This window comes from Nonomuraea maheshkhaliensis (assembly GCF_039529435.1).
Classification (GTDB): Bacteria; Actinomycetota; Actinomycetes; order Streptosporangiales; family Streptosporangiaceae; genus Nonomuraea; species Nonomuraea maheshkhaliensis.
The window spans coordinates 1-25,730 of sequence record NZ_BAAAMU010000118.1; the positions used below are offsets into that span (position 1 = coordinate 1).

Here is a 25,730-nt window from a genome sequence, read left to right on the forward strand (position 1 = left end):
GCACGTGCCGGGCCCTCAGCCGCGCCCGAGTCCGCCGCGCCCGAGTCCGCCGCGGTCAGGCGCCGCGCAGCCACCGCCGCGTCCCGGTCCGCCCACGTGGCCGACCCGGCGCCGGCGTACCGGATGGGTGGTCACAGCGGCTGTGGCGGGGGCGCTCACCCTGGTCACGGCCACAGCGCTGGTCGCCGTCCGCCTCTCCGAGGGTTCCGGCGGTGGCGGCGCGGCGCCCACCTCATCGGCCCCCCCCGTCGCCACCTCCGCCCCCCCCCCCCTCCGCCCCCGCCACACCGCCCACGACAGGCCCCGCCACGACGCGCCCCGCCGCCCGTTCGATCTCCCTGCCGGGCACGTCGGTGCGGGTCGAGGAGCGCGCCGGCGACCCCATCGAGCTCGTCTCCTACACCCTCGACAGCGGCAAGCGCCTCTACGTCAGGCAGCCCGCCACCGGCACGTTCACCGCCGACAGCCGCTACTTCGAGTACGCCCTCGACCCCAGGACCGGCCGCGCGCTGGCCACCGACGCCGACTACACCACCGACGGCTTCGCCACCGTCTCGATCGTCGACCACGCCACCGGCGGCAAACGCCTGGTCAGGCTCAGCCCCAGGCCGGTCTTCCCCACCACGCCGCGCTGGTCGCCCGACGGCAGGTACGGCCTGGTCACCCTCTTCAAGGGCACGCAGGACGACACGGTCGAGTACGGCTACGGCATCATCGACGTCGCCCACGACAAGGGCCGCGTGTTCGAGATCAAGGAGGAGGGCGCGGGCAAGTGGCGCTTCTTCTGGGACGCCGGCGGCCAGGCGGTGGGCACGTGGGTGGGCGACCGGATGACGTTCTACGACCTCAACGGCAGGCTCCTGCGCACGCTGACGAACGTGGGCGCGCCGGTGTGGGTGGAGGGCGACGACGTCTCGCCGACCGGCACCCGCTTCCTGGCCCACTGCACGAGGGACGCCACCACGCTGTGCGCCCGCTCCACCTCCGGCGGCGACACGGACGCTGGTGGCGGGGCGGGCGCGGTGACGATCCCGTTCGCCGCCGTCCGCCTCATCGGCTGGTGGGACGACGAGCACCTGGCGGCGTGGCGGACCAAGGGCGGGGGCTACGAGGCGGTCGTCATCGACCTGAAGGGCCAGGTCTCGCGGGTGCTGGCGACGGCGGCGGAGAAGGCCGAGTTCGACAAGATGGGATTCCGCTTCGTCCGCGTGCCCGCGTAGCTCCCGGGGGCGTCCTAGGATCGGGGTGGAACCCATGCGAAGGGGCTGGGCCTCGTGGACATCACCGTGATCGGCCAGGGCTCGGTCCTGGCCGCGCCCGACATCCTGCGCCTGCACGCGGGCGTCGAGGTGCGCAGGACCTCCGCCGCCGAGGCGTTCGCCGCAGTGCGGGCCGCCGCCGCCCGGCTGGCCGAGGCACTCAGACGCGAGGGCATCGCCGCCGACGACGTGACCACGGTGGAGCTGTCGCTGGGGCCCGAATACGCCAACTACCCGGAGGTGGCCGCCTACCGGGCGGTCCAGGGCGTCGAGGTCGTCGTGCGCGACCTGAGCAGGGCCGATCACGTCATCGACACCGTGGCGGGCGTGGGGGAGGAGGCCAGGCTCAACGGCGTGGCCTTCGAACGCTCCGACCCGGCCGCGGCGCTGGCCGAGGCGCGGGTACGGGCGTTTCGGGACGCCGCGGCCAAGGCGGCGCAGTACGCCGAGCTGGCCGGGCGCCCGCTGGGCCGGGTGACGGAGGTGAGCGAGGACTTCTCCGCGCCGCCGCGGCCGATGGCACGCATGGCCGCGAACCTCGCGGCCGACTCGGAAGCCTCGATCAGCCCGGGCCGCCAGTCGCTCACCGTCACGGTACGCCTCGGCTACGACTTCGCCTGAGCCGAGCTCAGCCGGCCCGGTGCCTCACGCGCCCTAGGGAAGGGCCAGCATGCGGTCCAGGGCGACCTTGGCCCAGTGGGTGGTGTCCGCGTCCACCGTGATCTGGTTGACGATCTCGCCCAGCACCAGCGACTCCAGCGCCCACACCAGGTGCGGCAGATCGATCCGGTTCATGGTGGAGCAGTAGCAGACGGTCCGGTCGAGGAACGAGATGTCCTTGTCGGGGAACGTCTGCGCCAGCCGCTTGACCAGGTTGAGCTCCGTGCCGATGGCCCAGCTCGAACCCGAGGGCGCCGCCTCCAGCGTCTTGATGATGTGCTCGGTCGAGCCCACGTGGTCGGCCTTGAGCACCACCTCGTGCCGGCACTCGGGGTGCACGAGCACGTTGACGCCGGGGATGCGGGCGCGCACGTCGTCCACCGACTCGGCGGTGAAGCGGCCGTGCACCGAGCAGTGGCCCCGCCACAGGATCATCCTGGCCCGCTCAAGCTGCTCCCTGGTCAGGCCGCCGTTGGGGCGGTGCGGGTTCCACACCACGCAGTCCTCCAGGGACATGCCCATCTCCAGCACCGCGGTGTTGCGGCCGAGGTGCTGGTCGGGCAGGAACAGCACCTTCTCGCCCCGCGAGAACGCCCAGTCGAGCGCGCGGCGGGCGTTGGAGGAGGTGCACACGGCGCCGCCGTTCCTGCCGCAGAACGCCTTGATGTCGGCGCTGGAGTTCATGTACGTGACCGGCACCACCTGATCGGCCAGCCCGGCGTCCTCCAGTGCCTCCCAGCACTCCTCGACCTGGTCGAACGTGGCCATGTCGGCCATCGAGCAACCGGCCGCCAGGTCGGGCAGGACCACCTTCTGGCCCGCGCCCGTCAGGATGTCGGCCGACTCGGCCATGAAGTGCACGCCGCAGAAGACGATGAACTCGGCCTCGGGCCGCGCCGCCGCCTGCTGGGCCAGCTTGAACGAGTCACCCGTCACGTCGGCGAACTGGATGACCTCGTCACGCTGGTAGTGATGACCGAGCACGAACAGGCGGTCGCCGAGCGCCTCCTTGGCCTTGCGGGCCCGTTCGACCAGGCCGGGATCGGAGGCCGGTGGCAGCTCGCCAGGACAGTCGACCCCCTTCTCGCTGTGCGGATCGGCGCCCCGGCCGAGTACGAAGAGCGGCAGTCCAGTCTGGGTGGCCATGGCCTTACCCCCTTATCGTCGTTCTGACGATACCCATCATGGCACACGGATAAATGTGGTCATTCCGGGGGAGGGGGCCCCGGGAATGTGTGGCATCGCCCAGGTGTTGGTAGCGTCATTAGCAGGACGTCGAAAACAGACAGCCGGGTTAGGGAGTCAGCAGATGACGGTTGAGAGCAGCGAGACCACGGCACAGGGCCTGATCCTGACTGACGCGGCCGCCGCCAAGGTCAAGAACCTGCTCGAACAGCAGGGCGAGGAAGGTCTGCAGCTGCGGGTCGCCGTGCAGCCGGGAGGTTGCTCCGGCCTGCGCTACCAGCTCTTCTTCGACGACCGTTCGATGGACGGTGACGTCGTGTCGGACTTCGGTGGCGTCAGCGTGGTCACCGACCGGATGAGCGCCCCCTACCTGATGGGCGCCTCGATCGACTTCGTCGACACGATCGAGAAGCAGGGCTTCACGATCGACAACCCCAACGCCACGGGCTCGTGCGCCTGTGGTGACTCGTTCAACTAGAACGCGTCGCCCACGGCCCGCAGGTCCCGCTCGCCTTTGTGCGCGCGGGACCTTCGCGTATCCTCGTGGGGCTCATTGGCCTGCTGACAACGAGGAAGAAGAATCCCGTGCGCATCGCCGTAACCGGCTCCATCGCGACAGATCACCTGATGACCTTCCCTGGGAGCTTCGGCGACCAGCTCATCGCCGAGCAACTCGATCGGGTGTCGCTCTCTTTCCTGGTCGATGACCTCCAGATCCGCCGTGGCGGCTGCGCCGCGAACATCGCGTTCGGAATGGCCTGTCTCGGCCTCAGGCCGGTCCTCGTGGGGGCCGTCGGCAACGACTTCGCCGACTACCGCTCGTGGCTGGAGCGCCATGGCGTCGAGTGCGGCTCCGTGCACGTCTCGGAGACCCAGCACACCGCCCGCTTCCTGTGCACCACGGACGAGAACCACAACCAGATCGCCTCGTTCTACACCGGCGCCATGGCCGAGGCGCGGCTCATCGAGCTGCAGCCCGTGGCCGACCGCCTGGGCGGCCTCGACCTGGTCCTGATCAGTCCCAACGACCCCGACGCCATGCTGCGTCACTCCGACGAGTGCCGCCAGCGCGGCATCCCGTTCGCCGCCGACATCTCCCAGCAGCTGGCCCGCATGGAGGACGAGCAGATCCGCCAGCTCGTCGACGGCGCCGCCTACCTGTTCGGCAACGACTACGAGAAGGGGCTCATCGAGCAGAAGACCGGCTGGTCCCACGAGGAGATCCTCGGCCGGGTCGGCGTCCGGATCACCACGCTCGGCCCCAAGGGCGCCGTCATCGACCGCCAGGGCGAGCCGTCCATCCAGGTCGCCCCCGCCCCCGAGCGCGGCAAGGCCGACCCCACCGGCGTCGGCGACGCCTTCCGCGCCGGGTTCCTGGCCGGCGTGGCCTGGGGCCTGCCGCTGGAGCGCTGCGGGCAGATCGGCAACCTGACCGCCACCCACGTGCTGGAGCGCGTGGGCGGGCAGGAGTACGAGCTCGGCCAGAAGGCCTTCCTGGAGCGGTTCGGCGCCGCGTACGGTGCGGAGGCCGCGGCGGAGATCGCCCCCCACGTCCGCTGCTACCACCCCTGAGCCGGAGAACATGAGACGGGCCGCCCCACGTGCGTGGGACGGCCCGGACGGCGTTTCAGCGCATGGCGTAGACCCGGTGCACGAACTCGGCGAGTTCGCCGTCGGGCAGGTGCCTGGCCAGGTCCGCCTCGGTGATCATGCCGACGATGCGGCCGTTCTCCATCACCGGCAGGCGCTTGATCCGGTGCTCCTCCATGCGGGCCAGCGCCTCCTGCACGGTCGCGTCCGACGGCACCCAGACCAGCCCGACGGCCAGCTCGCCCGCCGCCACGCGGGACGGGTCGTGACCGGCCGCGACACACTTCAGCACGATGTCGCGATCGGTGATGATGCCGGTGACGCGGTCGTCAGGACCGCAGACGGGCAGCGCGCCCACGTCCTTCTCGCGCATCATCTGCGCCGCCCGGTCCAGGGTCTCGTGTGCCGCGATGCACTCCGCGCCCGCGCTCATGACGTCGCGGGCGGTCTCGCGCGGATTTCCGCTGATCATGACTTCCCCCCGGGTTGTCGATGACTCCTCAGGGGAGGCCCTACCCGCTGTGCGGGCCTGAACCGGCCGGCGGGCCTTTCAGTAGTTGCGGCGCACGTGGATCGCCCAGCCGCCCTCCGGCAGCTCGTACGACCCCACATGCCGATGCGACTTCAGCCTGCACCACGCCGGCACGTCCGTGTAGGCCGCGGGATCGTCGGCCAGCACGGCCACCACGGCGTTGAGCGGAACGTGGTTGATCTGCTCGGCGAGCATGATGATCGGGATGGGGCACTTCTTGCCGAGCGCGTCGATCGTCAAAGCCGGCTGGGTAACCTCGGTCATGCGACTCCTGCGTCCTGCCGGATCCGGCGCACCAGGTCGGGCAGCGCGGCGAGGAAGGCGTCGACCTCGTCCGCGCCGGTGCCCCTGGGCAGCGACACCCGGACATTGCCATGCGTCAGCACGCCCATGGCCTCAAGGACGTGCGATGGACGAAGCGTACTAGCGGTGCACGAACTTCCTGACGATACGGCGAAACCCGCCTTGTCGAGCTCGGTCAGGAGCGCCTCGCCGTCGACGTACAGGCACGAGAAGGTGACGATGTGCGGGGCCCGGCCGACGGGGTCGCCGATGACCTCCACGTCGGGGACGGTCTCCCCGACCCTGGCCCTGATCCGGTCGACGAGCGCGGACAGCCGCGCCTGCTCCTCCTCCGCCTCGGCGCGCACCGCGCGCAGGGCGGCCGCCGCCGCGACGACGGCGGGCACGTTCTCGAAGCCCGGCACCCGCCGCCGCTCGCGCTCGTCCTCGGGCAGGAACGAGCGGAAACGCGTGCCCTTCCGCACCGCCAGCACGCCCACCCCGGCCGGGCCGCCCCACTTGTGGGCGCTGGCCGCCAGCACCGACCAGCCGGGCGGGATCGGCATCCGGCCCGCCGTCTGCGCCGCGTCCACCAGCAGCGGAACGCCGTGCTCGCGGCAGGCCTCGGCCGCCTCGGCCACCGGCTGGGTGGTGCCGACCTCGTGGTTGGCCGTCTGCAGGCAGGCCAGCGCCGTGCCCGGCGCGGCGACCGCCGCGGCCGAGCGCGCCAGGTCCACCCGCCCGCTCAGGTCGACGCCCACCGTCTCGACCGTGCCGCCCTCGCGCTCGTGCGCCTGGCCCGCGTGCAGCACGCTGGAGTGCTCGACGGCGCTCGTCACCAGGCGGCGTCCGGTCCTGCGTCTTCCGTGTAGGGTGCCGAGCACGCCGAGATGCACGGCCTGCGTGCCCGACGCGGTGAACGACACCTCGTCAGGGCGCGCGCCGAGTGCCTCGGCCACCTCCGTGCGGGCCTGTTCCAGCAGCAGGTGAGCGCGGCGGGCCGCCCCGTAGAGTCTCGCCGGGTCGGCCCAGCCGGCGTCGATCGCCGCCAGCAGCGCCTCGCGCGCCTGGGGGTGGAGCGGCTCGGTGGAAGCCGCGTCGAAATACGCCACGGGATACATCGTCCCACTTCCGGCGCCATCGAGGGGTCGAGAGGTGGGGCGGGGCACCCGCACGCTAATGTGTCTGCTTGTCAGTCTGTGCTTGATGCAGAAAACAGCAATACGAGCGCCCAAGGGAGAGACTCTTGGGCTTCATCTGTGGGGTAGGCGATCCGTGAGTCCGACTCGCCGTACGACGCGGCGTTCGTTGGCCCGGCGCAGGGTGCCACGAGCCGCCGCTTTGGCGTTGCTGCTGGCCACTGCTACGGCGTGTGCTAATGACGTCCCCGAGGCCAACTGGTCTCGCGGCCTTCTTCCCGACCACATCACCGAAGAGGCCGGTGTGGTCCAGAGTCTGTGGAACGGGGCCTGGATCGCCGCACTCGCCACGGGCGCGGTCGTCATCGTGCTGATCCTGTGGGCGTCGTTCTTCCATCGCAAGCGCAGGGCCAAGGCCGAGCTGCCGCCGCAGGTGCGCTACAACCTGCCGATCGAGATGCTTTACACCTTGATCCCGCTGGTCATGGTGTCGGTGTTCTTCTTCTTCACCGCCCGCGACAGCGAGGTGCTGGCCAAGGTCGACGGCGACGCCCCCGTCAAGGTCAAGGTCGAGGCGTACCAGTGGAGCTGGCGCTTCACCACGACCGTCGACGGCAAGACGCTGGCGCCGGTCTCCGGCGTGCCGGTGAGCGACTTCCACCAGGGTCCCCAGCTCGTCCTGCCGGTGAAGAAGAAGGTCGAGTTCGACCTGTCGAGCGACGACGTGATCCACTCGTTCTGGGTGCCCGAGTTCCTGTTCAAGCGCGATGTCATCCCCGGCATCCCCGAGAACAACCCGGGCCGCAAGTTCCAGATCACGACGCTCGACCGCACCGGCGTCTTCGCCGGCCGCTGCGCCGAGCTCTGCGGCGTCGACCACAGCCGGATGCTCTTCTCGGTGAAGCTCGTGAACGAGCAGGAGTGGAACCAGTACATCGCGACCCAGCAGGCGGGGAGTGCCCAGTGACCGCCATCCACGAACCACTGACGACGGCGCCGGTCAGGCCCATCACCAAGGGCCAGATCCTGGCCAAGTGGATGTCCTCGACCGATCACAAGATCATCGGGCACATGTACCTGATCACGTCGTTCGCCTTCTTCCTGATCGGCGGCGTCATGGCGCTGATCATGCGGGCCGAGCTGGCGCAGCCCGGCCTGCAGCTCACCAGCAACGAGCAGTTCAACCAGCTGTTCACCATGCACGGCACGATCATGCTGCTGATGTTCGCGACGCCGCTGTTCGCCGGCTTCGCCAACGAGCTGATGCCGCTGCAGATCGGCGCCCCCGACGTGGCGTTCCCGCGCCTCAACATGGTCAGCTACTGGCTCTACCTGTTCGGCAGCCTCATCGCCGTCTCGGGCTTCTTCACCCCGGGCGGCGCGGCCTCGTTCGGCTGGTTCGCCTACACGCCGCTGTCCAACGCGATCAACTCGCCCGGCGTCGGCGGCGACCTGTGGATCATGGGTCTGGCCCTGTCGGGCCTCGGCACGATCCTCGGCGCGGTCAACTTCATCACCACGATCATCTGCATGCGCGCGCCCGGCATGACCATGTTCCGGATGCCGATCTTCACCTGGAACGTGCTGCTGACCAGCATGCTCGTGCTGATGGCCTTCCCCGTGCTGGCCGCCGCCCTGCTCGCGCTGGAGGCCGACCGCAAACTGGGCACCCAGATCTTCACCTCGGAGAACGGCGGGGCGCTGCTCTGGCAGCACCTGTTCTGGTTCTTCGGCCATCCCGAGGTCTACATCATCGCGCTGCCGTTCTTCGGCATCGTCACCGAGATCCTGCCGGTCTTCAGCCGTAAGCCGATCTTCGGTTACATCAGCCTCGTGGGTGCGACGATCTCGATCGCGGGCCTGTCCATCACGGTCTGGGCGCACCACATGTTCCCGACCGGCCAGGTGCTGCTGCCGTTCTTCTCGTTCATGACGTTCCTCATCGCGGTGCCGACGGGCGTGAAGTTCTTCAACTGGATCGGCACGATGTGGCGAGGCCATCTGAGCTTCGAGTCGCCGATGCTCTTCTCGGTCGGCTTCCTCATCACGTTCCTGCTGGGCGGCCTGACGGGCGTCATCCTGGCCTCGCCGCCGCTCGACTTCCACATCAGCGACACCTACTTCGTCGTCGCCCACTTCCACTACGTGGTGTTCGGCACCGTGGTGTTCGCGATGTTCGCCGGGTTCTACTTCTGGTGGCCCAAGTTCACCGGCAAGATGCTCGACGACAAGCTCGGCAAGCTGCACTTCTGGCTGCTGTTCATCGGCTTCCACACGACGTTCCTGGTCCAGCACTGGCTGGGCATGGCCGGCTTCCCGCGGCGCTACGCCGACTACAGCCCGGCCGACGGCTTCACCGACCTCAACCTGCTGTCGTCGGTGGGCGCGTTCGTGCTGGGCGCCTCGACGCTGCCGTTCTTCTACAACGTCTGGAAGACCTGGCGCAGCGCGCCCAAGGTCACCGTGGACGACCCGTGGGGCTACGGCGGCTCGCTCGAATGGGCGACCTCCTGCCCGCCGCCGCGGCACAACTTCACCAGGCTGCCGCGCATCCGCTCCGAGCGCCCCGCGTTCGACCTGCACTACCCGCACGCGTCCGCCAAGTCCACCCAGGAGGTCGAGGGCTGATGAAGGTCCAGGGTTGGCTCTTCCTGCTGTGCGGCGTCTTCTTCGCCGGCGTCGACATCGCCTACTGGTTCTGGACCAAGGCGGCGACGGGCCACGGTGAGCCGGTCGGCACCACGGCCATGGCCATCTCGGTCGGCTTCGCGTTCATGGTGGGCTACTACCTGATGTTCACCGCGCGGCGCATCGGCGCGCAGCCGGAGGACGACAAGCAGGCCGACATCAGCGACGGCGCGGGCGAGATCGGCTTCTTCAGCCCGAGCAGCTGGTGGCCGCTGTTCCTCTGCCTGGCGGCGGCCTTCGCCTTCGCCGGGTTCGTGATCGGCTTCTGGATGTTCCTGATCGGCGTCTTCCTGATCATCATGGCGATGATCGGGTTCGTCTTCCAGTACTACCGGGGCCACTTCTCGCACTGAGGCACCACACCTGGAGCGGGCGTCTTCCTCTTGGAGAGGGACGCCCGCTTTTTGGTGTTCTTTACCAGTGTACGGATGTGGTTAATCAATTACTCAGGGTAATAAAGGAGGCGGATAGGTTCGATCTCGGGCGAGGGAGTACTCGTGGGGCGAGGAGCGTATGGATCGGCCGGCTTGCTGGCCTTGGCGCTGCTGGCGGCGTGCTCGGCGCAGAGCCCGGCGCAGGACCCCCAGGGGGTCGCCATGGCCGGAAAGGCGCCCGGCGCCTCTGTGGGGTTCTCTCCGGCCGACAAGACGTCTAACGTGCCCACGGACCAGCCCGTGGTCGTCTCGGTCCAGGGAGGCACGCTGAAGAGCGTGCGGGTGGACGGGGGCAAGGCGGGCTCGCTCAAGGGCGTCCTCAGCGCCGACGGCACCCGGTGGCGCAGCGTCGGCACCGCCAGGCCCGGCACCTCGTACACGGTGACCGCCGTCTCCGCCGACGCCGCGGGCAAGCAGAGTGAGAGCCGCAGCGGGTTCACCACCGTCAAGGGCGGCAAGACGTTCGACATCGCGACCATCACCCCGAACAAGGACGACACCGGCCTGACGGTCGGCGTCGGCATGCCCATCATGATCGCCTTCGACCAGCCCGTCACCGACCGGGTGGCCGTCGAGCGCAACCTCAGCGTGCACAGCTCCAAGCCGGTCGAGGGGGCCTGGCACTGGTTCGACGACCAGCACGTCGACTACCGGCCGCGGAAGTACTGGCCGGCGCACACGAAGGTGCGGGTGGAGGCCAAGCTGGCCGGCGTACGCGGCGGGCCCGGCATGTACGGCAAGCGCGACGTGAAGCTCGACTTCAAGATCGGCCGTTCGCAGATCACCAAGGGCAGCACCAACGAGCACGTGCTGATCGTCCGGCGGGACGGCAAGCGCGTCCGCAGCATGCCGATGAGCGCCGGGCAGGGCGGCCAGTGGAAGTACCACACGACCTCGGGCGTGCACCTGGCCATGTCGCGCGAGCCCGTGACCGTGATGACCTCGCCGGGGATCGGGCCCGGCTCGGCCGGCTACTACCGGCTGACCGTCTACAACACCGTGCGCATCTCCAACAGCGGCGAGTACGTGCACAGCGCGCCCTGGTCGGTCGGGTCGCAGGGCAACTCGAACGTCAGCCACGGCTGCGTGAACGTCAGCCCGGCCAACGCGGCGTGGTTCATCAAGAACACGCTGATCGGCGATCCGATCATCATCACGGGGACGCCGCGGAAGCTGGAGCCCACCAACGGATGGGGGCACTGGCAGGAGACCTGGAAGCAGTGGCTCAAGTGGAGCGCGCTGAAGGACGGCCCCACCAACCTGCTCGACCGCTGACGGGACCGGCGGACGCGTCTCCTACGGAGGATAGGAGGCACGGCCGCCCCCTTCGGGCGTGGCTCTAGGCGGGGCGGAAGGAGCCGCTGGCCTCGATCCAGCGGTCCAGCACGGCGGACGCGCCGCCGGAGTCGACCGCCCGCACCGCGCGGGCGTACGCGTCGATCATGGCCGAGTCGAGGTCGTCGCCGGGCCCGTCGAGCGCCACCAGGGCCGCCGCCGCGTTGAGCAGCACCGCGTCGCGCACGGGCCCCGTCTTGCCGCGGACGAGGTCGTGCACGGCCTGGGCGTTGAAGGCCACGTCGCCGCCGCGCAGCGCGCCCACGTCGGCGCGCGGGATGCCGAGCACCGCGGGGTCGAACGTGGTCTGCGTCGCCGTGCCGTCCTTGACCACCCAGACCGTCGAGGTGGCGGCGATGGTGAGCTCGTCGAGGCCGTCGTCGCCGCGGAAGACCAGGGCCGAGACCCCGCGCTCGGCGAAGACGCCCGCGAGCACCGGCAGCATGCCCGCGTCGTAGACGCCGATGGCCTGGGCCGACGGGCGGGCCGGGTTGGTGAGCGGGCCGAGGAAGTTGAAGACCGTGGGGACGCCGATCTCCTTGCGGGTCGGCCCGGCGAAGCGCAGCGCGGGGTGGTAGACCGGCGCGAAGCAGAACGCGATGCCGGCCTGGCTCGCCACCTGCGCCGTCTGCTCGGGCGTGAGGTCGAGCCTGATGCCCAGGTGTTCGAGGACGTCGGCGGCGCCGCAGGAGGACGAGGCGGCCCGGTTGCCGTGCTTGACCACGCGCGCGCCCGCGGCGGCGGCCACGATGGCGGCCATGGTGGAGACGTTGACGGTGTGGGCCCGGTCGCCGCCCGCGCCGACCACGTCGACCACGGGGCCCTCGACGCGCAGCGGCGTGGCCAGGTCGAGCATGGTGCGGGCCAGGCCGACCACCTCGGCCACGGTCTCGCCCTTGGCGCGCAGCGCGATCACGAAGCCGGCGATCTGGGAGGGCGTGGCGGCGCCGGACATGATCTCCCGCATCGCCCAGGCCGACTCGTCGGAGGTGAGGTGCTCTCCTGACAGGAGAGCGGACAGCAGGGAGGGCCAGGTCGTCCGGGAGTCCATGGGCACCTACTTAGCGTTGAGTCGGGTGGCGGAACGACGGCGCATGAGGTCGGCCACCGTGTCGGCCAGCACCATCGGCTCCAGCGGCTGCGGCACCACGGCGTCGGCCTTGGACCACTCGGCGAGCCAGCGGTCGTCGCGCCTGGCGATGATCAGGCAGATGGGCGGGCAGTCGTAGACCTCGTCCTTGGCCTGGCGGGCGACACCCATGCCGCCGGCCGGCTGCGTCTCGCCGTCGAGGATCGCCACGTCGATCTCGCCGGAGGCCAGCCACTGGTGCACCTTGGGCTCGGTGGCGCACTCCACGATCTCCACGAGCGGTACGTCGGCCGCGGGACGCCTGCCGATGGCCTGGCTCACCTCGGCCCGGGTGGCGGCGTCGTCGCTGTAGACGAGAACCTTCATCTTCTCGTCGGTGCTCCCTGTGGACATCGGTCGCGCTCACTATCAGTCGAAGAGGTAGGGTCACCTGGATCGTACCGGTGCGAAGGGGTGCGGACCCAGGCCACCATGCCTGCTGGGCGTTTTGTTCTAATTATCCCAGGTTGGTAGGCGGTTTGTACCTGCTAACGGGGGGTCGTGCGACCGACCGACCACCGGAGCCGCAATAATGCTGCCCGTGGCGACAGCATCCGCAATAACTTCGACGACGACAGCACAGTCGTACCGGAGACCGAACCTGGTCAGCGTCGGTACGATCGTCTGGCTGTCCTCTGAGCTCATGTTCTTCGCGGCGCTGTTCGCGATGTACTTCACCATCCGGTCGGTGAGCGAGGGCCGAGGCATCGAGTGGGGACCAGCGTTCCTGCAAGCCGGTGCCGACGCCTCTGAGGCAGCTCACCTGAACATCCCGTTCGCGACGGTCAACACGATCATCCTGGTTCTGTCGAGTGTGACGTGCCAGCTCGGCGTGTGGGCCGCAGAGAAGGGGCAGGTCGGCAAGCTCCGCTTCTGGTACGTCATCAGCTTCCTCATGGGCGCCGTCTTCGTCGCCGGGCAGCTGTACGAGTACATGGAGCTGGCGTCAGAGGGCGCGACCCTGTCCGCTAACGCTTACACCTCGGTGTTCTACCTGACGACGGGCTTCCACGGCCTGCACGTGACCGGTGGCCTGATCGCGTTCCTGTTCATGCTGGGACGCACGTACGCCGCGAAGCGCTTCACGCATGAGCAGGCCACCAGCGCGATCGTCGTGTCCTACTACTGGCACTTCGTCGACGTCGTCTGGATCGGTCTTTTCGCGACCATCTACATCATTCGTTAAGGAACGGGATCTCTGTGATTAGGATCACCGCTTGGCGGCGGCATCCCCTCGCGAGATACGCCGTCCTGATTTTCGCGTTGGCGCTGGTCGGGATGGTATACGCCGCCTTTGTCCAGGCGGGCAAGCCTGCCGACGCGGCATTGGCGGCGGGCAAGGTCGATGACGTGGCCGAGGGCAAGAGCCTGTTCGTGCTGCACTGCGGGAGCTGCCACGGCGCCAACGCGCAGGGCACCACCTCGGCGCCCACGCTCATCGGCGTCGGCGCCGCGGCGGTCGACTTCCAGATGAGCACCGGCCGCATGCCGGCCGGCGCCCCCGGGCCGCAGGCGCCGCGCAAGCCCCTGGCGCCCTGGGTCAACGAGACGACGACCCGCCAGATCGCGGCCTACGTGCAGTCGCTCGGCGGCGGCCCGCAGGTGCCCGGGCACGAGCAGGTCGACCCGGCCATGGGCGACGCCGGCAAGGGCGGCGAGCTGTTCCGCGCCAACTGCATCCAGTGTCACAACTGGGCCGGCGCGGGCGGCGCCCTGACACAGGGCAAGTACGCCCCCAACCTCAACTCCTCCACCCCGACGCAGATCTACGAGGCGATGATCACCGGCCCGCAGGCCATGCCGGTCTTCAACGACACGACGATCACGCCGGAAGAGAAGCGCAGCATGATCGCGTACATCACCCAGGTCCGCGAGCAGCGCGACCCCGGAGGCTTCGGCCTCGGGCGCATCGGCCCGGTCACCGAAGGTCTCGTAGCGTTCGTCGTGGGCATCGCCGCCCTCGTACTTGCCGCCATCTGGATCACCGCGAAGAAGCGACAGAAGTCATGACAGACAACGAGCACGAGATCGAGCAGCCCGACGAGCGCGTACCCAAGCGCGTCATCGGCACCCCCGCGCCGGGCACCTCGATGCTCGGCGCCGCGGAGGCGCCCGCGGCCGTCGAGGAGGACGTCCCCGGCGTCACGCTGCAGGACGAGGCCAAGGCGCGCAAGGCCGAGAGGATCGTGGCGCTCTGCTTCACGATCACGTTCCTGGCCGCCATCGCGTTCATCGTCTCCTACGTCTACTTCCAGGTGGGCAGCCCCGAGGCGACCGGCACCTCCAACCTCGCCCTGGGCAGCTCGCTCACCATCGCGATCCTGGGCCTGGCGGTCGGCATCGTGATCTGGGTCCGCCAGATCATGCCGAAATACTCGCTGGTCCAGGAGCGCCACCCGATGGCCTCCGCCGAGGAGGACCGCGAGGTCGTCGGCGAGACGTTCCTGCGCGGGGCCAACGAGAGCGGCTTCGTCAAGCGCAAGCTGCTGCGCCGCACGCTGCTGCTGGCCGCCGCGCCGCTCGGCCTGGTCCCGCTGGTGCTCCTGCGCGACCTCGACAACAGCAAGATGCCGGGCGCGAAGTTCAACTCGATGCTGCGGCACACGGTCTGGGGTGAGAAGACCAAGGAGGGCAAGCCGCTGCGGCTCGTCGTCGAGGGCACCGGCCAGCCCATCAGGGCCGCCGACTTCAACTCGCCCGGCGGCATCCTGTCGGTCGTCCCCGAGGGCTACCAGCACGACCTCAACGCCCTGGCCAAGGCCACGCTGATCCTGATCAAGTTCCGCCCGGAGGAGATCAAGAGCGGCGTGCGGCAGAACTGGACGCACGACGGCATCGTCGCGTACTCGAAGATCTGCACCCACGTGGGCTGCCCCGCGGCCCTGTACGAGCAGAACACCCACCACATCCTCTGCCCCTGCCACCAGTCGACGTTCGACGCCGCCGACGGCGCCAAGGTCATCTTCGGCCCGGCGGCCCGGCCGCTGCCGCAGCTGCCGATCACCGTCGACGCCGAGGGCTACCTCATCGCCCAGGGCGACTTCGAGGTGCCGGTCGGACCCAGCTACTGGGAACGCGGCGACGCCGAGGCCGAGGTCAGGGAGAAGGGAGGCCAGGCATGAGCGACGAGCTGAAGGAAACGCCGAAGGCCATCGCCGGGCCGTCGAACTTCCTCGACGAGCGTCTCGGCGGGGCGAGCTTCCTCAAGCGCAACATGCGCAAGATCTTCCCCGACCACTGGTCGTTCCTGCTCGGTGAGATCGCCCTCTACTCCTTCATCATCCTGCTGCTGACCGGCACGTTCCTGACGCTCTGGTTCAAGCCCAGCATGGGTGAGGTGCCCTACGACGGCTCGTACGCGCCGCTCAAGGGCGTCATGATGTCCGAGGCCTACGCGTCGTCGCTGGAGATCAGCTTCGACGTCCGGGGTGGTCTGCTCATGCGGCAGATGCACCACTGGGCGGCCCTGCTCTTCGTGGCCGGCATGATGGTGCACGCGCTGCGCGTGTTCTTCACCGGCGCCTACCGCAAGCCGCGCGAGATCAACTGGATCATCGGCGTGCTGCTGCTGACGCTGGCGCTGGCCGAGGGCCTGACCGGCTACTCCCTGCCCGACGACCTGCTCTCCGGCGCGGGTCTGCGGATCACCGAGGGCGTGGCGATCTCGCTGCCGCTGGTCGGCACGTACATCACGTTCTTCCTGTTCGGCGGCGAATATCCGGGTGAGGATGTCGTCTCCCGGTTCTACTCGCTGCACATCCTGCTCATCCCCGGCATCATCCTGGCGCTGGTCACGGCGCACATGGTGCTCATGTGGGTGCAGAAGCACACGCAGATGCCGGGCAAGGGCCGCGACAACGCCAACGTGGTGGGCGCGCCGTTCTACCCGGCCTTCATGGCCAAGGCGGGCGCGTACTTCCTGTTCACGCTGGCGGTGGTGGCGGGCCTGGCGACCTTCACCCAGATCAACCCGATCTGGCTGTTCGGCCCCTACACGCCCGCGGACGTGTCGGCCGGCTCGCAGCCCGACTTCTACATGGGTTTCCTCGAAGGCGCGCTGCGCATCATGCCGCCGTGGGAGATCAACCTCTTCGGCACCTCCCACGCGGGCACGCTGCCGCTGAGCGTCATCATCCCGGCGCTGGTGCCGATGGGCATCATCATGACGGGCCTGGCGCTCTACCCGTTCCTCGAACGCTGGGTGACCGGCGACAACCGCGAGCACCACGTCGCCGACCGCCCCCGCAACAACCCCCACCGCACCTCGATCGGCATGTCGGCGATCACGTTCTACGGTGTGCTGTGGCTGCTGGGCGCCAACGACGAGATCGCGGCGTTCTTCCACGTCAGCCTCAACTGGACGACCTACACCGGCCGGGTGCTGATCTTCGTCGCGCCGGCGCTGGCGTACCTGATCACCTACCGCATGTGCCTCGGCCTGCAGCGCTTCGACCAGGCGATCATCTCGCACGGTGTGGAGTCCGGCGTGATCAAGCGGCTGCCGCACGGTGAGTTCATCGAGGTCCACACGCCGCCGGCGGAGGACATCGAGGCCCACATGCGCGGCAAGACGCCGGTGCTGATGCTGCCGGTGGCCGAGGACCCCGCGGGCATCCCGCCCAAGGGCATGCGCGGGCCGCTCGGCAAGCTGCGCGCGATCATGTCGAAGGCGTACGGCGGGGAGAAGATTCCGCTGGACGACGGGCACGGGCACGGCGACGGACATGGCGACGGGCACGACGAGGACGAGCACGCCGCGATCGGTTCCGGCGGCGGCTCCGGTGGCGACGACCGCAGCATCACGCACTGACACCTGACGCCACACAACCGGACGGGCCCGGACGAGATCTCTCGTCCGGGCCCGTCCGGCGTTCGTACGGTGCGCCTGGGACAGGCGCTCGGAGGGGTCAGTCGGCCTCGGGGAAGCCGATGGAGAAGGCCGCGTCGAGGTCGTGCTTGGAGTAGGCGCGGAAGGCGATGTGGGTCTCGGTGTGGAGCACCCCGGCCACCTTGTTGATCCGCCCGGGCACCACCTCGGCGATCTCCTCGTAGGCGGCGACCCTGACCATGGCCAGCAGGTCGTATTCGCCGGTGATGGAGTAGACCTCGCTGACCCCCTGGATCTCGGCGATCGTCTCGGCGACCTCCGGGATCCGGTCTACCTCTGCATTGATGTGGACGATAGCCGTGACCATGTATCAACTCTATCGTTTCACCTCAAAGGTCGCCCCTCCCGATCGCGCCGCTGATCGAGATGCCGGTAGGCCAGGTCGATGCGGGCCTTGTGCCGGGCCGCGCCCCGCGCGGGCAGGCTCCACTCGCCGTCGACCTCCACCAGGCGCACCCCCGGCGACTCCAGCCAGCGCAGGATGCACTCGGTCTCCTCGGCGCTGGCGGCGTGGACCGGCCCAGGACCCGGCAGGACGACCTCGGCGGCGGCCGTCAGCGAGGCGACGAAGGGGCTCGGGTGGGTGCCCTTCTGCATCACCCCGGCCGCCGCCAGCCGCCCGTAGCGGACCACGTGGATGTCCCAGCCGCCGCCGAACGCGGGGCTGGCGGCGACGAGCTGCGGGATGCGGGTGATGGCGCTCAGGCGCTGCATGCGGGCCGCCGTGCGGACGAACGCGGCCAGCCGGTCACGGTCGACCGACGCCTCCTCGTAACGCTGCTCCACCGACAGCCGCTCCATGCGGGCCGAGACGGCGGTGAAGACGGGGGAGGCGTCGAGCGTCATGGCCCGCCGGGCGCTCTCGACGTGGAGCGCGTATTCCTCCGGGCTCTCACCGCCGGCGCACGGCGCCCCGCACCGGCCCATCTCGTGCAGCGCGCAGGCCGCCCTGCGGGTGCGCAACGTCACCGGCTGGGTGCACTGGCGCAGCGGGACCGCCTCGTGCAGGGCGATCCGGGCGTCGTCGGCCAGCCGGGCACTGGTGAACGGGCCGAGGTAGGTGGCGCCGTCGTCCTTCAGCTCGCGCACGATCGACAGGCGCGGGAACACCTCGGCGGTGAGCTTGAGCCACAGGACCTTCTCGGGGAAGCGGGAGCGGCGGTTGTAGCGCGGCTTGGCGCCGCCGATCAGCCGCAGCTCCCTGACCTCGGCCTCCAGCGCGGTGGCGCAGACGATGTGGCGCACCCGCTCGGCGATGCCGATCATCTCGCGGATGCGCGGCCGGGTCTCGCCGGCGGTGAAGTAGGAGCGCACCCGGTTGCGCAGGTTGGTGCTCTTGCCGATGTAGAGGACCTCGCCGCGCTCGTCCTCGAACATGTAGACGCCGGGCGCGTGGGGCACCGACTCGGCCAGGTGGCGCTTGCGCTGCTGCTCGGGCGTCGGCGCGCGGACGAACGACTTCAGCTCCTCCAGCGTGTGCACCTGGAAGGACCCGGCCCGCTCGATCAGCCCGTGGAGCACGTCGACGGTGGCCCTGGCGTCCTCCAGGGCGCGGTGGCACGGCTCGACGGGGCTGCGGAAGAACCGGGCCAGCGTGGCCAGCTTGGCGTTGGGCGTCTCGTCGCGGGTCAGCACGCGCCTGGCCAGGTCGACGGTGTCGACGACCGGATTGGCCGGCGGCGGATAGCCGAGCGCGGCGCAGGCGGCCTTGACGAAGCGGGTGTCGAACCCGGCGTTGTGGGCCACCAGCGTGGCGCCGCGGATGAACTCCAGGAAGCTCGGCAGCACCGTCTCGATCTTGGGCGCGGCCATCACCATGCTGTCGGTGATGCCGGTCAGCACCGAGATGAACGGCGGTATCGGCCCCCCTGGATCGACCAGCGTGGAGAACTCTCCGAGCACCTCGCCGGCCCGCACCTTCACCGCGCCGATCTCGGTGATCGCGTCCTCGGCGGGCGAGCCGCCGGTCGTCTCGAGGTCGAACACGACGAACGTGACGTCGCTCAGCGGAGTGCCGAGCTCGTCGAGAGTGCCTTGAACCGGATCCACGAACCAAGACCATAGAGAGGCCGACCGACAGGAACGAGTCACCACCCCTCTTGGCGATTAGTTACCCTTCCCTTTATGTCCTCGGGAAGACTCGCCGGCCGCTACGCCCTGCAACGCCCGCTCGGCGCGGGCGGCATGGGGAAGGTCTGGCTGGCCAGGGACGAGATGCTCGACCGCGAGGTCGCGGTCAAGGAGCTCACCCTGCCCGAGGGCATGGCGCCCAAGGACCGGTCACACTCGGTGACCAGAGCGGTGCGCGAGGCGCAGGCCACCGCGCGGCTGCGCCATCCCGGCATCGTGGCGCTGCACGACGTCGTGGTCGAGCAGGACCGGCCGTGGCTGGTCATGGAGCTGCTGCGGGGCCGCACGCTGGCCGAGACCGTACGCGAGTTCGGCCCCATGCCGCCCGCGCATGCCGCGAGGATCGGCGCCGACGTGCTGGAGGCGCTGAGCGTGGCCCACGCCCAGGGCCTGCAGCACCGCGACGTCAAGCCGGGCAACGTCTTCCTGACCGGGAGCGGCCGGGTGGTGCTCACCGACTTCGGCATCGCCAGGCAGGAGGGCCAGGCCACGCTGACCGAGCAGGGCCTGATGATCGGCTCGCCCGGGTTCATCGCGCCGGAGCGGCTGGAGGGCCATCCCGGCGGCCCGGCCAGCGACCTGTGGTCGCTCGGCGCCACCCTCTACGTCGCGCTGACCGGTGCGCCCGCCTTCGAGGGGTCCGTGGCCCAGCGCGTGCGCGACACGCTCACGCGGCCGGTGCCCGTCCTGCGTGGGCCGCTCGGCCCCCTGGTGGCCGCGATGATGGCGCCCCAGCCCGGTGCCCGTCCCGACGCGCGCGTGGCCGTACAGGCGCTCAGGCAGGTCGCCGCCGGCGGCCCGGCGCCGCAACTGCCCGCCGTCGCCGACACGACCGCGCCCACCAAGGTGCGCGGGCGCGGCAGGTTCGTGCTGTGGGCGGCCGTCGTGGTGGTGGTGCTCCTCGTGGCCGCCACCGGCGCGTTCTTCCTGCTCAGGGAGCGGGAGAGCACGCCGCCCGCGGCGTTCGACGTGCCGATGGACGTGTGCACGCTGATCGGCGCGGCGGAGGTGGGCGGCCTGCTGCGCACCCAGAGCCCGCCCAAGGCCCAGCCGGGTTCCGACTCCGTGGGCCCCAAGTGCGGCTGGCCCGTCCAGGGCACCGGCGTGGGCGTGCAGGTGCAGAAGGACTCCGACACCGTCGACCCCTGGTCGATGACCGCCGCCTCGGCCCGCGCGCTCTTCACCAACCAGAAGCGCTACTGGGCGAAATACGATGACATCGACTGGACCTGGCCCGAGATCGGGGTGAAGAACAAGGAGCGGGCCCGGCGCACCCCGCTGCACGACATCGCCGGCCTGGGGGAGGAGGCGTTCGGCTTCGAGCTGAAGGGCCCCACCGGCCGTGTCCACTCCGCCCACGTCTACTACCGGCTGGCCAACCTCGTGGTGAGCGTCGAATACACCACCCTGGCCGACCGGCCGACCGACGAGGACGTCAAGCGCTCGGCCCTGAGAGCCGCGCAGGCGAGCGAGCGGACGTTGCGCGATGCCTGGTGACCTCTACCTGCTGGCCGGCCGTTACCGGCTGATCGAGCGGCTCGGGCAGGGCGGCGCGGGCACGGTGTGGCGGGCCATCGACGAGACCCTCGACCGGCAGGTGGCCGTCAAGCAGGTCCGGGTGCCGCAGGGCATGGGGCCGCGCGAGCGGGCCGCCTTCGCCGACCTGGCCATCCACGAGGCCAGGTCCGCCGGACGGCTGCGCGACCCGGCCATCGTGCTCGTGCACGACGTCGTCCTCGAAGGCGACCAGCCGTGGATCATCATGGACCTGGTCACCGGCCGCTCGCTCGACAAGGTGATCAAGGAGGGCGGGCCGCTGCCGGCGCGGTTCGTCGCCCAGGTCGGGCTGCGGGTGCTGTCGGCGCTGGAGGTCGCGCACGCCCACGGCATGCTGCACCAGGACGTCAAGCCGGCCAACATCCTGCTCGACGCCGACGGCTCGGCCATGCTCACCGACTTCGGCATCGCCACGCCGATGGGCGGGCAGGGCGACCGGTTCGGCAGCGCGGGCTCTCCCGGCTACATGGCCCCTGAACGGCTCAACGAGCAGCCCTCCGGCCCGTCGTCCGACCTGTGGTCGCTGGGCGCCAGCCTCTACACGGCGGTGGAGGGGCGCGCGCCGTTCGAGCGGGAGCTGCCCGCCGCCGTCGCGGCGGCGGTGCTGCTGCACCAGCCGCCCTTCCCCGCCAGGGCGGGCCGCGACCTGGGCGGGCTGCTGATGGCCATGCTGGCCAAGGACCCGGCGGCCCGTCCCACCGCCGCCCGGGTCCGCGCGGAGCTGACCAGGCTGGCCGGCGCCGCAGGGGGCTCGGGACGCTCCCGCCCCCGCGCCACGTGGGCCGCCGTGATCGCCGCCGCCGTCGTCGTGCTGGGCGCGGGCGGCTGGTACGCGGCCTCCGCGCTCGGCGGCCCGTCCCAAGACACCGGCCGGTACACCGCGGCCCCCGACCCGTGCACCCTGCTCGGCGACGCCGAGGCCGCCCGGCTCATGAAGGGCGCCGTCGAACGCGCCTCCACCCGGCCGGGCGAGTGCCAGTGGCAGCTGAGCTCAGACTCCGGCCGGGGCAACCGCCTCATCGTGCGCGCCTGGGCCGAGCGGCCCACGCAGGACCTCGGCGGGCCGGAGGTGGCGCAGCGCCGCTTCACCAGCGAGCGGAGCACCAGGGCGGCGGCGGAGGGCACGTCCCTGCGGACCTCGCACGGCAAGGTCAGGGAGGTCGAGGGCATGGGCGAGGCGGCCATCATCCAGAACGCCTTCGAGTTCTACATCAACTCCACTGAAACCGGCAAATCGGACAGCGTGCTGCTTTTCCGAACGAGTAACCTGCTGGGCGAAGTGATCTGGCACCGTGAGGAAGTGACGCGGAAGGTCCCGGCGGACAAGGACACGGTGATCGCCGCCGCCCGGATCGTCTTCGCGGCACTGCCGAAGTGAGTCCCGATCCCGCAAGCACCTTGCAAGGGGCATGACTAGCATGTTCCCCCGCAAGTCAGGGCAACCCCAGGAGTCCCCGTGAATCCCGGTAGCGAGTTCGAGCCGCCGACCACCCCCTACCAGCCGCCCGGCGGGCCGTCCCAGCCACCGAACTCGCCCTACCAGCCGCCCGGCGGGCAGCCGCCGTACTCAGGGGGACAGCCGCACTCGCCGTATCCAGGGGGACAGCCGCCGCACTCGCCTTACCCGGCGCCGGGGGGACAGCCGCAGGACGCGGCCTACCGGACGCCCGGCGGGTCGTACCCGCCCGGAGGGCAGTATCCGCCGCCCGGAGGGCAGTACCCGCAGCAGGCAGGGCAGTATCCGCCGCCGGGCTCGCCGTACCAGCCGCCCGGCCACCCGTACGACGGCCCCGGCATGGCCCCGACCCTCCCCCCGACCGTGCCGCCCACACCCGGCCCGCCGCGGCGGGCCCGTGCTGTCTGGCTCATGCCCACGCTCGCCGCCGCCCTCGTCGTGCTGGTCGCCGCGGGAGGCGTGGGCGCCTACTTCCTCTACGGCAAGGTCACGGGCGCGAGCGCGCCCCCGACCGCCGCGCCGTCCTCACCCGCGGGAACGGCTCCCGCCGCGGCGGCCCCCGACGTGTGCGGAATGTTGCCGCCGGACGAGGCCGACCGGCTGGTGCCCGGCGCGACCGTGGCCAAGCGCTCCAGGGAGAGCGACTACACCATCGACTTCATCTGCAACTGGATCAACCAACGCATCTCGTACGGCGAGTACTGGCGCAGCAGGGAGATCGACGTCAGGATCGAGCAGCACAAGGGCGAGGGCGCCAAGACCGGCCGGGCGATGGCCCAGAACTCCTACGAGATCGAATACCGCGGCGGCAAGTTCGGCGCCACCGCCACCCCGTCGCTCGACCCCGACGAGAAGCAGTACATCTCCCCGGTCAAGGACATCCCCGACGTCGGCGACGACGCCTTCGCCCAGTACACCTGGCGCCGCGACGGCAAACTCCTCTGGTACGCCTACGGCACCGCCCACGCCCGCGTCGGCGACATGACGATCGAGGTCAAGTTCCAGGCCGGCCAGCAGCGCAAGGACTCCCAGATCCTGTCCAACGAGAGCACCCAGGCCGTCACCGAGGAGAACGCCATCCGCGAGGTGAGCGGCCTGGCCGGGCACTTCGCCAAGGGCGTGGCCGCCTGGCAGGCCCGCAATCCCGGCGTGCTGGCCCAGGCGGGGAAGTCGGCCGAGGCCACGGTCTCGCCGAGCGCCGAGCCGACGCCCTCGCCGACCGTGCTGGCCTCCTTCCCCGCCGACTGCGGCGCCGTGACGGATACGGCCACGCGGCTCGTGCCCGAGCCCACCACGCGGGCGCGGGGCACCCAGGCAGGCGCCGACAATCAGACCGAGTGCCGCTGGCTCAACCTCGACGTGCCCGGCGGCGACGGCGAGAAGAAGATCCGCAGTGCGCTGATCACCGTCCACCGGTTCACGAACCGGGCGGGCGCGGTGGACGAGACCGCGGCCAAGTCGTACTACGCCAGCGGGTACGGCCGCGCCAAGACCACCGCGGGCTCCTCACTGGGCAACATCAGGTGGGGCCCGCTGAGCGAGGCCGAGGGGCTGGGCGACCAGGCGTACCAGCAGTACGTGCAGACCAGGAACGGCGAGGTCGCCGCGGCCAGCGGCTCGATCGTCATCCGCGAGGGCGCGGTGGTGGTCCGGGTCGACTACTCCGGCCACCGGCGGCCCGAGGGGGAGGCGACCAACTCACCCAAGGTCGAGCTCATGCCGGAGAAGGAGGCCATGCCGGGCGCGCTCACCCTGGCCAAGGCGTACCTCCAGGCCCTGGCCGACCGTCCCGCGGGCGACTAGATGATGGGTTTGGGTTGACCTGCTTACGCTCAGTGATCACAGGCGAGCAGGGAGATGCCCAAAGGTGGCGCCGAAGCAGTGCATGTCGCCGATCACCGTCTGGCCGCGGCGAGCGGCGTCGAGATCGGGTGCGCCGTCCAGCATGCCGAGCAGAACCTCGGCCACTCGTGTGGTCGTAACCCCACCACATCATCGTCATCACCAGGGATGTGTTCGATCTCGTCCATTCTGTGCGGGTGGCCGGCCGTACCGGCAGGGACTTTTTGTCCTATATGGGAAGGAATTGGTGACCCTGCCAAAGCTTGACGAGCGCCTGGGCGGTACTCGCCGTTCAAGCCGCCGTGGCCACCAGGCGGCGGCCTGCGCCGGAGATCGGCATGGAGCGGGCCCCGCCCCGGCGGGCACTCCGGCCAAGGGCCGGCGGACCTGCCGGCCGACCGCTCGGAGCGGCGGAGCTACCGTAGGAGGTGTCGAGTCGGCGTGAGGGGGACGCATGAAGCGACACTGCATGAAGACCGCGATGGCCACTGGAGCATTCCTGGCCGCCATCACCACCGGGTCGGGGGCCGCCGGGGCGGCCATGGCATCTCCGCCGATGCCGTCCCCGAGCCCTACAGGTACGCAGCCCACGTGCCCGGGCATGGGGCAGATGCATCCCGTCACCAGCGAGTACGACTACCTGTCGCAGATGGTGCCGCACCATGAGGACGCCATCACCGCGGCCCGGCAGCTGCAACGGTCCGGCAGGCCCGAGATGCGGCAGCTCGGGCAGTCGATCGTCACGACGCAGACCGCCGAGGTCGCCCAGATGAAGGGCTGGCTGGAGCAGTGGTACCGGCAGAGCCCGGCGCCGAGCCCGAGCGGGACCACGATGCCCGACCTGTCAGGGCTCTCCGGCGACCAGCTCGACCAGACGTTCCTACAGCACATGATCCCGCACCACATGATGGCGATCATGCTGTCCCAGCAGCTCCTCATGCACGGCCAGGCGCAGCATCCCGAGGTCGCCGCCTTCGCTCGCAAGGTCCGCGACGACCAGTGGGCAGAGATCCGCACGATGCGGCAGTACCTGACCCAGTGGTTCGGGCAGCAGAACATGCCCTGCATCCCGCAAATGCCCGGCATGACGCCGGGGCCGCAACCGGGGACACCTGGCCGGCCGACGCCCACGGAGCCCTCACCGACGGGCACCTGATCCAGCGACACCCCGCACCCGCAGGAAGCCCGACGACCGCCTACCGCAGAGAGCGCCGGCCAGGCGCCCCGGCGGTCACGGGCGCTTACCGCGATGCTCGGCGAGCTTGCAGGGTCACATCCCGCAACTCCCGGTTACTGCCGCCACTCGTCCAGCGGAACGCCCCGCACCAGGACCGGGCCGCCGGCAGGCGGGAGCAGCCCGGCCGGCGTGGTCGGCAACGTCGTCTTGCCCGAACCCGACGGCCCCATGAGCGCGACCCGCTCGCCGGGGGCGAAGGCAGGGTGAGGCCGTCGATGATCGTACGGCCGCCGGCGCGGCAGGTGAGGGCGCGGCAGGCCGGCGCCGCTCCAGTCGACACGGGCTGGATCGTCTCCCTGACTGGAGACATGCGTCAACGGTTAATGAGGCTGCAACCCGGTTGCAAGCGGGACAAATACTGTTATATCTGCAAGCGCTTGAGCCGCG

The 25,730-nt window shown here is 70.2% G+C and carries 26 protein-coding genes; 16 read left to right on the plus strand and 10 right to left on the minus strand.

Translation table 11 applies throughout. The features are described from left to right. Nucleotides 1-353: 353 nt before the first annotated feature. Both ABFX54_RS45080 and ABFX54_RS45085 read left to right on the plus strand, forming a co-directional pair. On the plus strand, nucleotides 354-1,220 hold the full coding sequence (locus ABFX54_RS45080) for a hypothetical protein (RefSeq protein WP_346113154.1): 867 nt from the start codon (nucleotides 354-356) through the stop codon (nucleotides 1,218-1,220). A 54-nt stretch (nucleotides 1,221-1,274) separates the two neighbouring features. Beyond that, on the plus strand, nucleotides 1,275-1,880 hold the full coding sequence (locus ABFX54_RS45085; protein WP_346113155.1) for an SIMPL domain-containing protein: 606 nt from the start codon (nucleotides 1,275-1,277) through the stop codon (nucleotides 1,878-1,880). Between the two features lie 33 nt (nucleotides 1,881-1,913). On the opposite strand, the gene nadA is transcribed toward ABFX54_RS45085, so the two are convergent. After that, entirely contained in the window at nucleotides 1,914-3,065 is a 1,152-nt protein-coding gene (gene nadA, locus ABFX54_RS45090) for a quinolinate synthase NadA (RefSeq protein WP_346113157.1), read from the minus strand. A 163-nt stretch (nucleotides 3,066-3,228) separates the two neighbouring features. Here nadA and erpA point away from each other — a divergent pair, with 163 nt between their 5' ends. Both erpA and ABFX54_RS45100 read left to right on the plus strand, forming a co-directional pair. Then, on the plus strand, nucleotides 3,229-3,582 hold the full coding sequence (gene erpA / locus ABFX54_RS45095) for an iron-sulfur cluster insertion protein ErpA (protein ID WP_106242686.1): 354 nt from the start codon (nucleotides 3,229-3,231) through the stop codon (nucleotides 3,580-3,582). A 107-nt stretch (nucleotides 3,583-3,689) separates the two neighbouring features. Next, a complete protein-coding gene (locus ABFX54_RS45100) occupies nucleotides 3,690-4,676 on the plus strand; it encodes a carbohydrate kinase family protein (protein WP_346113158.1) in 987 nt (328 codons plus the stop codon). Between the two features lie 55 nt (nucleotides 4,677-4,731). Here the strand turns inward: ABFX54_RS45100 and ABFX54_RS45105 are convergent, their stop codons facing one another. From ABFX54_RS45105 to ABFX54_RS45115, 3 genes are all read right to left on the minus strand, one after another. Beyond that, the gene (locus tag ABFX54_RS45105) at nucleotides 4,732-5,166 is read right to left on the minus strand and encodes a CBS domain-containing protein (RefSeq protein ID WP_346113159.1); all 435 of its coding nucleotides are present in this window, start codon (nucleotides 5,164-5,166) and stop codon (nucleotides 4,732-4,734) included. Nucleotides 5,167-5,244: 78 nt separating this feature from the next. Continuing rightward, the gene (locus ABFX54_RS45110) at nucleotides 5,245-5,490 is read right to left on the minus strand and encodes a sulfurtransferase TusA family protein (protein ID WP_132512946.1); all 246 of its coding nucleotides are present in this window, start codon (nucleotides 5,488-5,490) and stop codon (nucleotides 5,245-5,247) included. Beyond that, nucleotides 5,487-6,629 (minus strand): cysteine desulfurase family protein, encoded by a 1,143-nt coding sequence (locus ABFX54_RS45115; protein ID WP_428834638.1) that lies wholly within the window; start codon nucleotides 6,627-6,629, stop codon nucleotides 5,487-5,489. Before ABFX54_RS45115 ends, ABFX54_RS45110 begins: the two co-directional genes overlap by 4 nt. Before the next feature lie 202 nt (nucleotides 6,630-6,831). Between ABFX54_RS45115 and ctaC the strand changes: the two genes are divergently transcribed. The 4 genes from ctaC (at nucleotide 6,832) to ABFX54_RS45135 (ending at nucleotide 11,044) form a co-directional block, all read left to right on the plus strand. Continuing rightward, nucleotides 6,832-7,614, plus strand: a complete 783-nt coding sequence (ctaC, locus tag ABFX54_RS45120; protein WP_428834642.1) for an aa3-type cytochrome oxidase subunit II — start codon at nucleotides 6,832-6,834, stop codon at nucleotides 7,612-7,614. Then, a complete protein-coding gene (gene ctaD, locus ABFX54_RS45125) occupies nucleotides 7,611-9,275 on the plus strand; it encodes an aa3-type cytochrome oxidase subunit I (RefSeq protein WP_428834639.1) in 1,665 nt (554 codons plus the stop codon). The genes ctaC and ctaD overlap by 4 nt, the downstream gene beginning before the upstream one ends. Then, nucleotides 9,275-9,688: a cytochrome c oxidase subunit 4 gene (locus ABFX54_RS45130; RefSeq protein ID WP_346113163.1), complete on the plus strand. Its 414-nt coding sequence runs from the start codon at nucleotides 9,275-9,277 to the stop codon at nucleotides 9,686-9,688. Before ctaD ends, ABFX54_RS45130 begins: the two co-directional genes overlap by 1 nt. A 144-nt stretch (nucleotides 9,689-9,832) precedes the next feature. Further along, nucleotides 9,833-11,044 (plus strand): L,D-transpeptidase, encoded by a 1,212-nt coding sequence (locus ABFX54_RS45135; protein WP_346113164.1) that lies wholly within the window; start codon nucleotides 9,833-9,835, stop codon nucleotides 11,042-11,044. A 64-nt stretch (nucleotides 11,045-11,108) separates the two neighbouring features. On the opposite strand, the gene trpD is transcribed toward ABFX54_RS45135, so the two are convergent. Together trpD and ABFX54_RS45145 are read right to left on the minus strand one after the other, a co-directional pair. Continuing rightward, a complete protein-coding gene (gene trpD, locus ABFX54_RS45140; RefSeq protein ID WP_346113165.1) occupies nucleotides 11,109-12,155 on the minus strand; it encodes an anthranilate phosphoribosyltransferase in 1,047 nt (348 codons plus the stop codon). A 6-nt stretch (nucleotides 12,156-12,161) separates the two neighbouring features. Continuing rightward, a complete protein-coding gene (locus ABFX54_RS45145) occupies nucleotides 12,162-12,587 on the minus strand; it encodes a response regulator (protein ID WP_326626341.1) in 426 nt (141 codons plus the stop codon). 178 nt (nucleotides 12,588-12,765) lie between these two features. Here ABFX54_RS45145 and ctaE point away from each other — a divergent pair, with 178 nt between their 5' ends. The 4 genes from ctaE to qcrB are packed head-to-tail and all read left to right on the plus strand — an operon-like array spanning nucleotide 12,766 to nucleotide 17,043. After that, nucleotides 12,766-13,419, plus strand: coding sequence for an aa3-type cytochrome oxidase subunit III (gene ctaE / locus ABFX54_RS45150; RefSeq protein ID WP_346113166.1), 654 nt, complete (start codon nucleotides 12,766-12,768; stop codon nucleotides 13,417-13,419). 14 nt (nucleotides 13,420-13,433) lie between these two features. Next, nucleotides 13,434-14,243, plus strand: a complete 810-nt coding sequence (qcrC, locus tag ABFX54_RS45155; RefSeq protein ID WP_357851880.1) for a cytochrome bc1 complex diheme cytochrome c subunit — start codon at nucleotides 13,434-13,436, stop codon at nucleotides 14,241-14,243. Then, nucleotides 14,240-15,355: a cytochrome bc1 complex Rieske iron-sulfur subunit gene (gene qcrA / locus ABFX54_RS45160; protein ID WP_346113170.1), complete on the plus strand. Its 1,116-nt coding sequence runs from the start codon at nucleotides 14,240-14,242 to the stop codon at nucleotides 15,353-15,355. Before qcrC ends, qcrA begins: the two co-directional genes overlap by 4 nt. Beyond that, nucleotides 15,352-17,043, plus strand: coding sequence for a cytochrome bc1 complex cytochrome b subunit (qcrB, locus tag ABFX54_RS45165; RefSeq protein ID WP_346113171.1), 1,692 nt, complete (start codon nucleotides 15,352-15,354; stop codon nucleotides 17,041-17,043). The genes qcrA and qcrB overlap by 4 nt, the downstream gene beginning before the upstream one ends. 97 nt (nucleotides 17,044-17,140) lie before the next feature. On the opposite strand, the gene ABFX54_RS45170 is transcribed toward qcrB, so the two are convergent. Both ABFX54_RS45170 and ABFX54_RS45175 read right to left on the minus strand, forming a co-directional pair. Beyond that, nucleotides 17,141-17,428: an Lrp/AsnC family transcriptional regulator gene (locus ABFX54_RS45170; RefSeq protein WP_106242714.1), complete on the minus strand. Its 288-nt coding sequence runs from the start codon at nucleotides 17,426-17,428 to the stop codon at nucleotides 17,141-17,143. A 17-nt stretch (nucleotides 17,429-17,445) separates the two neighbouring features. Then, the gene (locus ABFX54_RS45175) at nucleotides 17,446-19,170 is read right to left on the minus strand and encodes a DEDD exonuclease domain-containing protein (RefSeq protein WP_346113173.1); all 1,725 of its coding nucleotides are present in this window, start codon (nucleotides 19,168-19,170) and stop codon (nucleotides 17,446-17,448) included. Between the two features lie 75 nt (nucleotides 19,171-19,245). Here ABFX54_RS45175 and ABFX54_RS45180 point away from each other — a divergent pair, with 75 nt between their 5' ends. The 3 genes from ABFX54_RS45180 to ABFX54_RS45190 all read left to right on the plus strand — a co-directional run bounded on the left by ABFX54_RS45180 (nucleotide 19,246) and on the right by ABFX54_RS45190 (nucleotide 24,067). Further along, nucleotides 19,246-20,748 (plus strand): serine/threonine-protein kinase, encoded by a 1,503-nt coding sequence (locus ABFX54_RS45180; RefSeq protein ID WP_346113174.1) that lies wholly within the window; start codon nucleotides 19,246-19,248, stop codon nucleotides 20,746-20,748. Then, a complete protein-coding gene (locus ABFX54_RS45185) occupies nucleotides 20,738-22,186 on the plus strand; it encodes a serine/threonine-protein kinase (protein WP_346113175.1) in 1,449 nt (482 codons plus the stop codon). The genes ABFX54_RS45180 and ABFX54_RS45185 overlap by 11 nt, the downstream gene beginning before the upstream one ends. Before the next feature lie 78 nt (nucleotides 22,187-22,264). After that, nucleotides 22,265-24,067, plus strand: coding sequence for a hypothetical protein (locus ABFX54_RS45190; RefSeq protein ID WP_346113177.1), 1,803 nt, complete (start codon nucleotides 22,265-22,267; stop codon nucleotides 24,065-24,067). A gap of 36 nt (nucleotides 24,068-24,103) precedes the next feature. On the opposite strand, the gene ABFX54_RS45195 is transcribed toward ABFX54_RS45190, so the two are convergent. Continuing rightward, on the minus strand, nucleotides 24,104-24,232 hold the full coding sequence (locus ABFX54_RS45195) for a hypothetical protein (RefSeq protein ID WP_346113178.1): 129 nt from the start codon (nucleotides 24,230-24,232) through the stop codon (nucleotides 24,104-24,106). A gap of 355 nt (nucleotides 24,233-24,587) precedes the next feature. On the opposite strand from ABFX54_RS45195, the gene ABFX54_RS45200 reads away from it, so the two are divergent. Further along, nucleotides 24,588-25,262 carry a DUF305 domain-containing protein gene (locus ABFX54_RS45200; RefSeq protein WP_346113180.1) on the plus strand — a complete coding sequence of 225 codons (675 nt, stop codon included), beginning with the start codon at nucleotides 24,588-24,590 and terminating at the stop codon, nucleotides 25,260-25,262. 134 nt (nucleotides 25,263-25,396) lie between these two features. Here the strand turns inward: ABFX54_RS45200 and ABFX54_RS57255 are convergent, their stop codons facing one another. After that, entirely contained in the window at nucleotides 25,397-25,660 is a 264-nt protein-coding gene (locus ABFX54_RS57255; protein ID WP_428834640.1) for an ATP-binding cassette domain-containing protein, read from the minus strand. Between the last annotated feature and the right edge of the window lie 70 nt (nucleotides 25,661-25,730).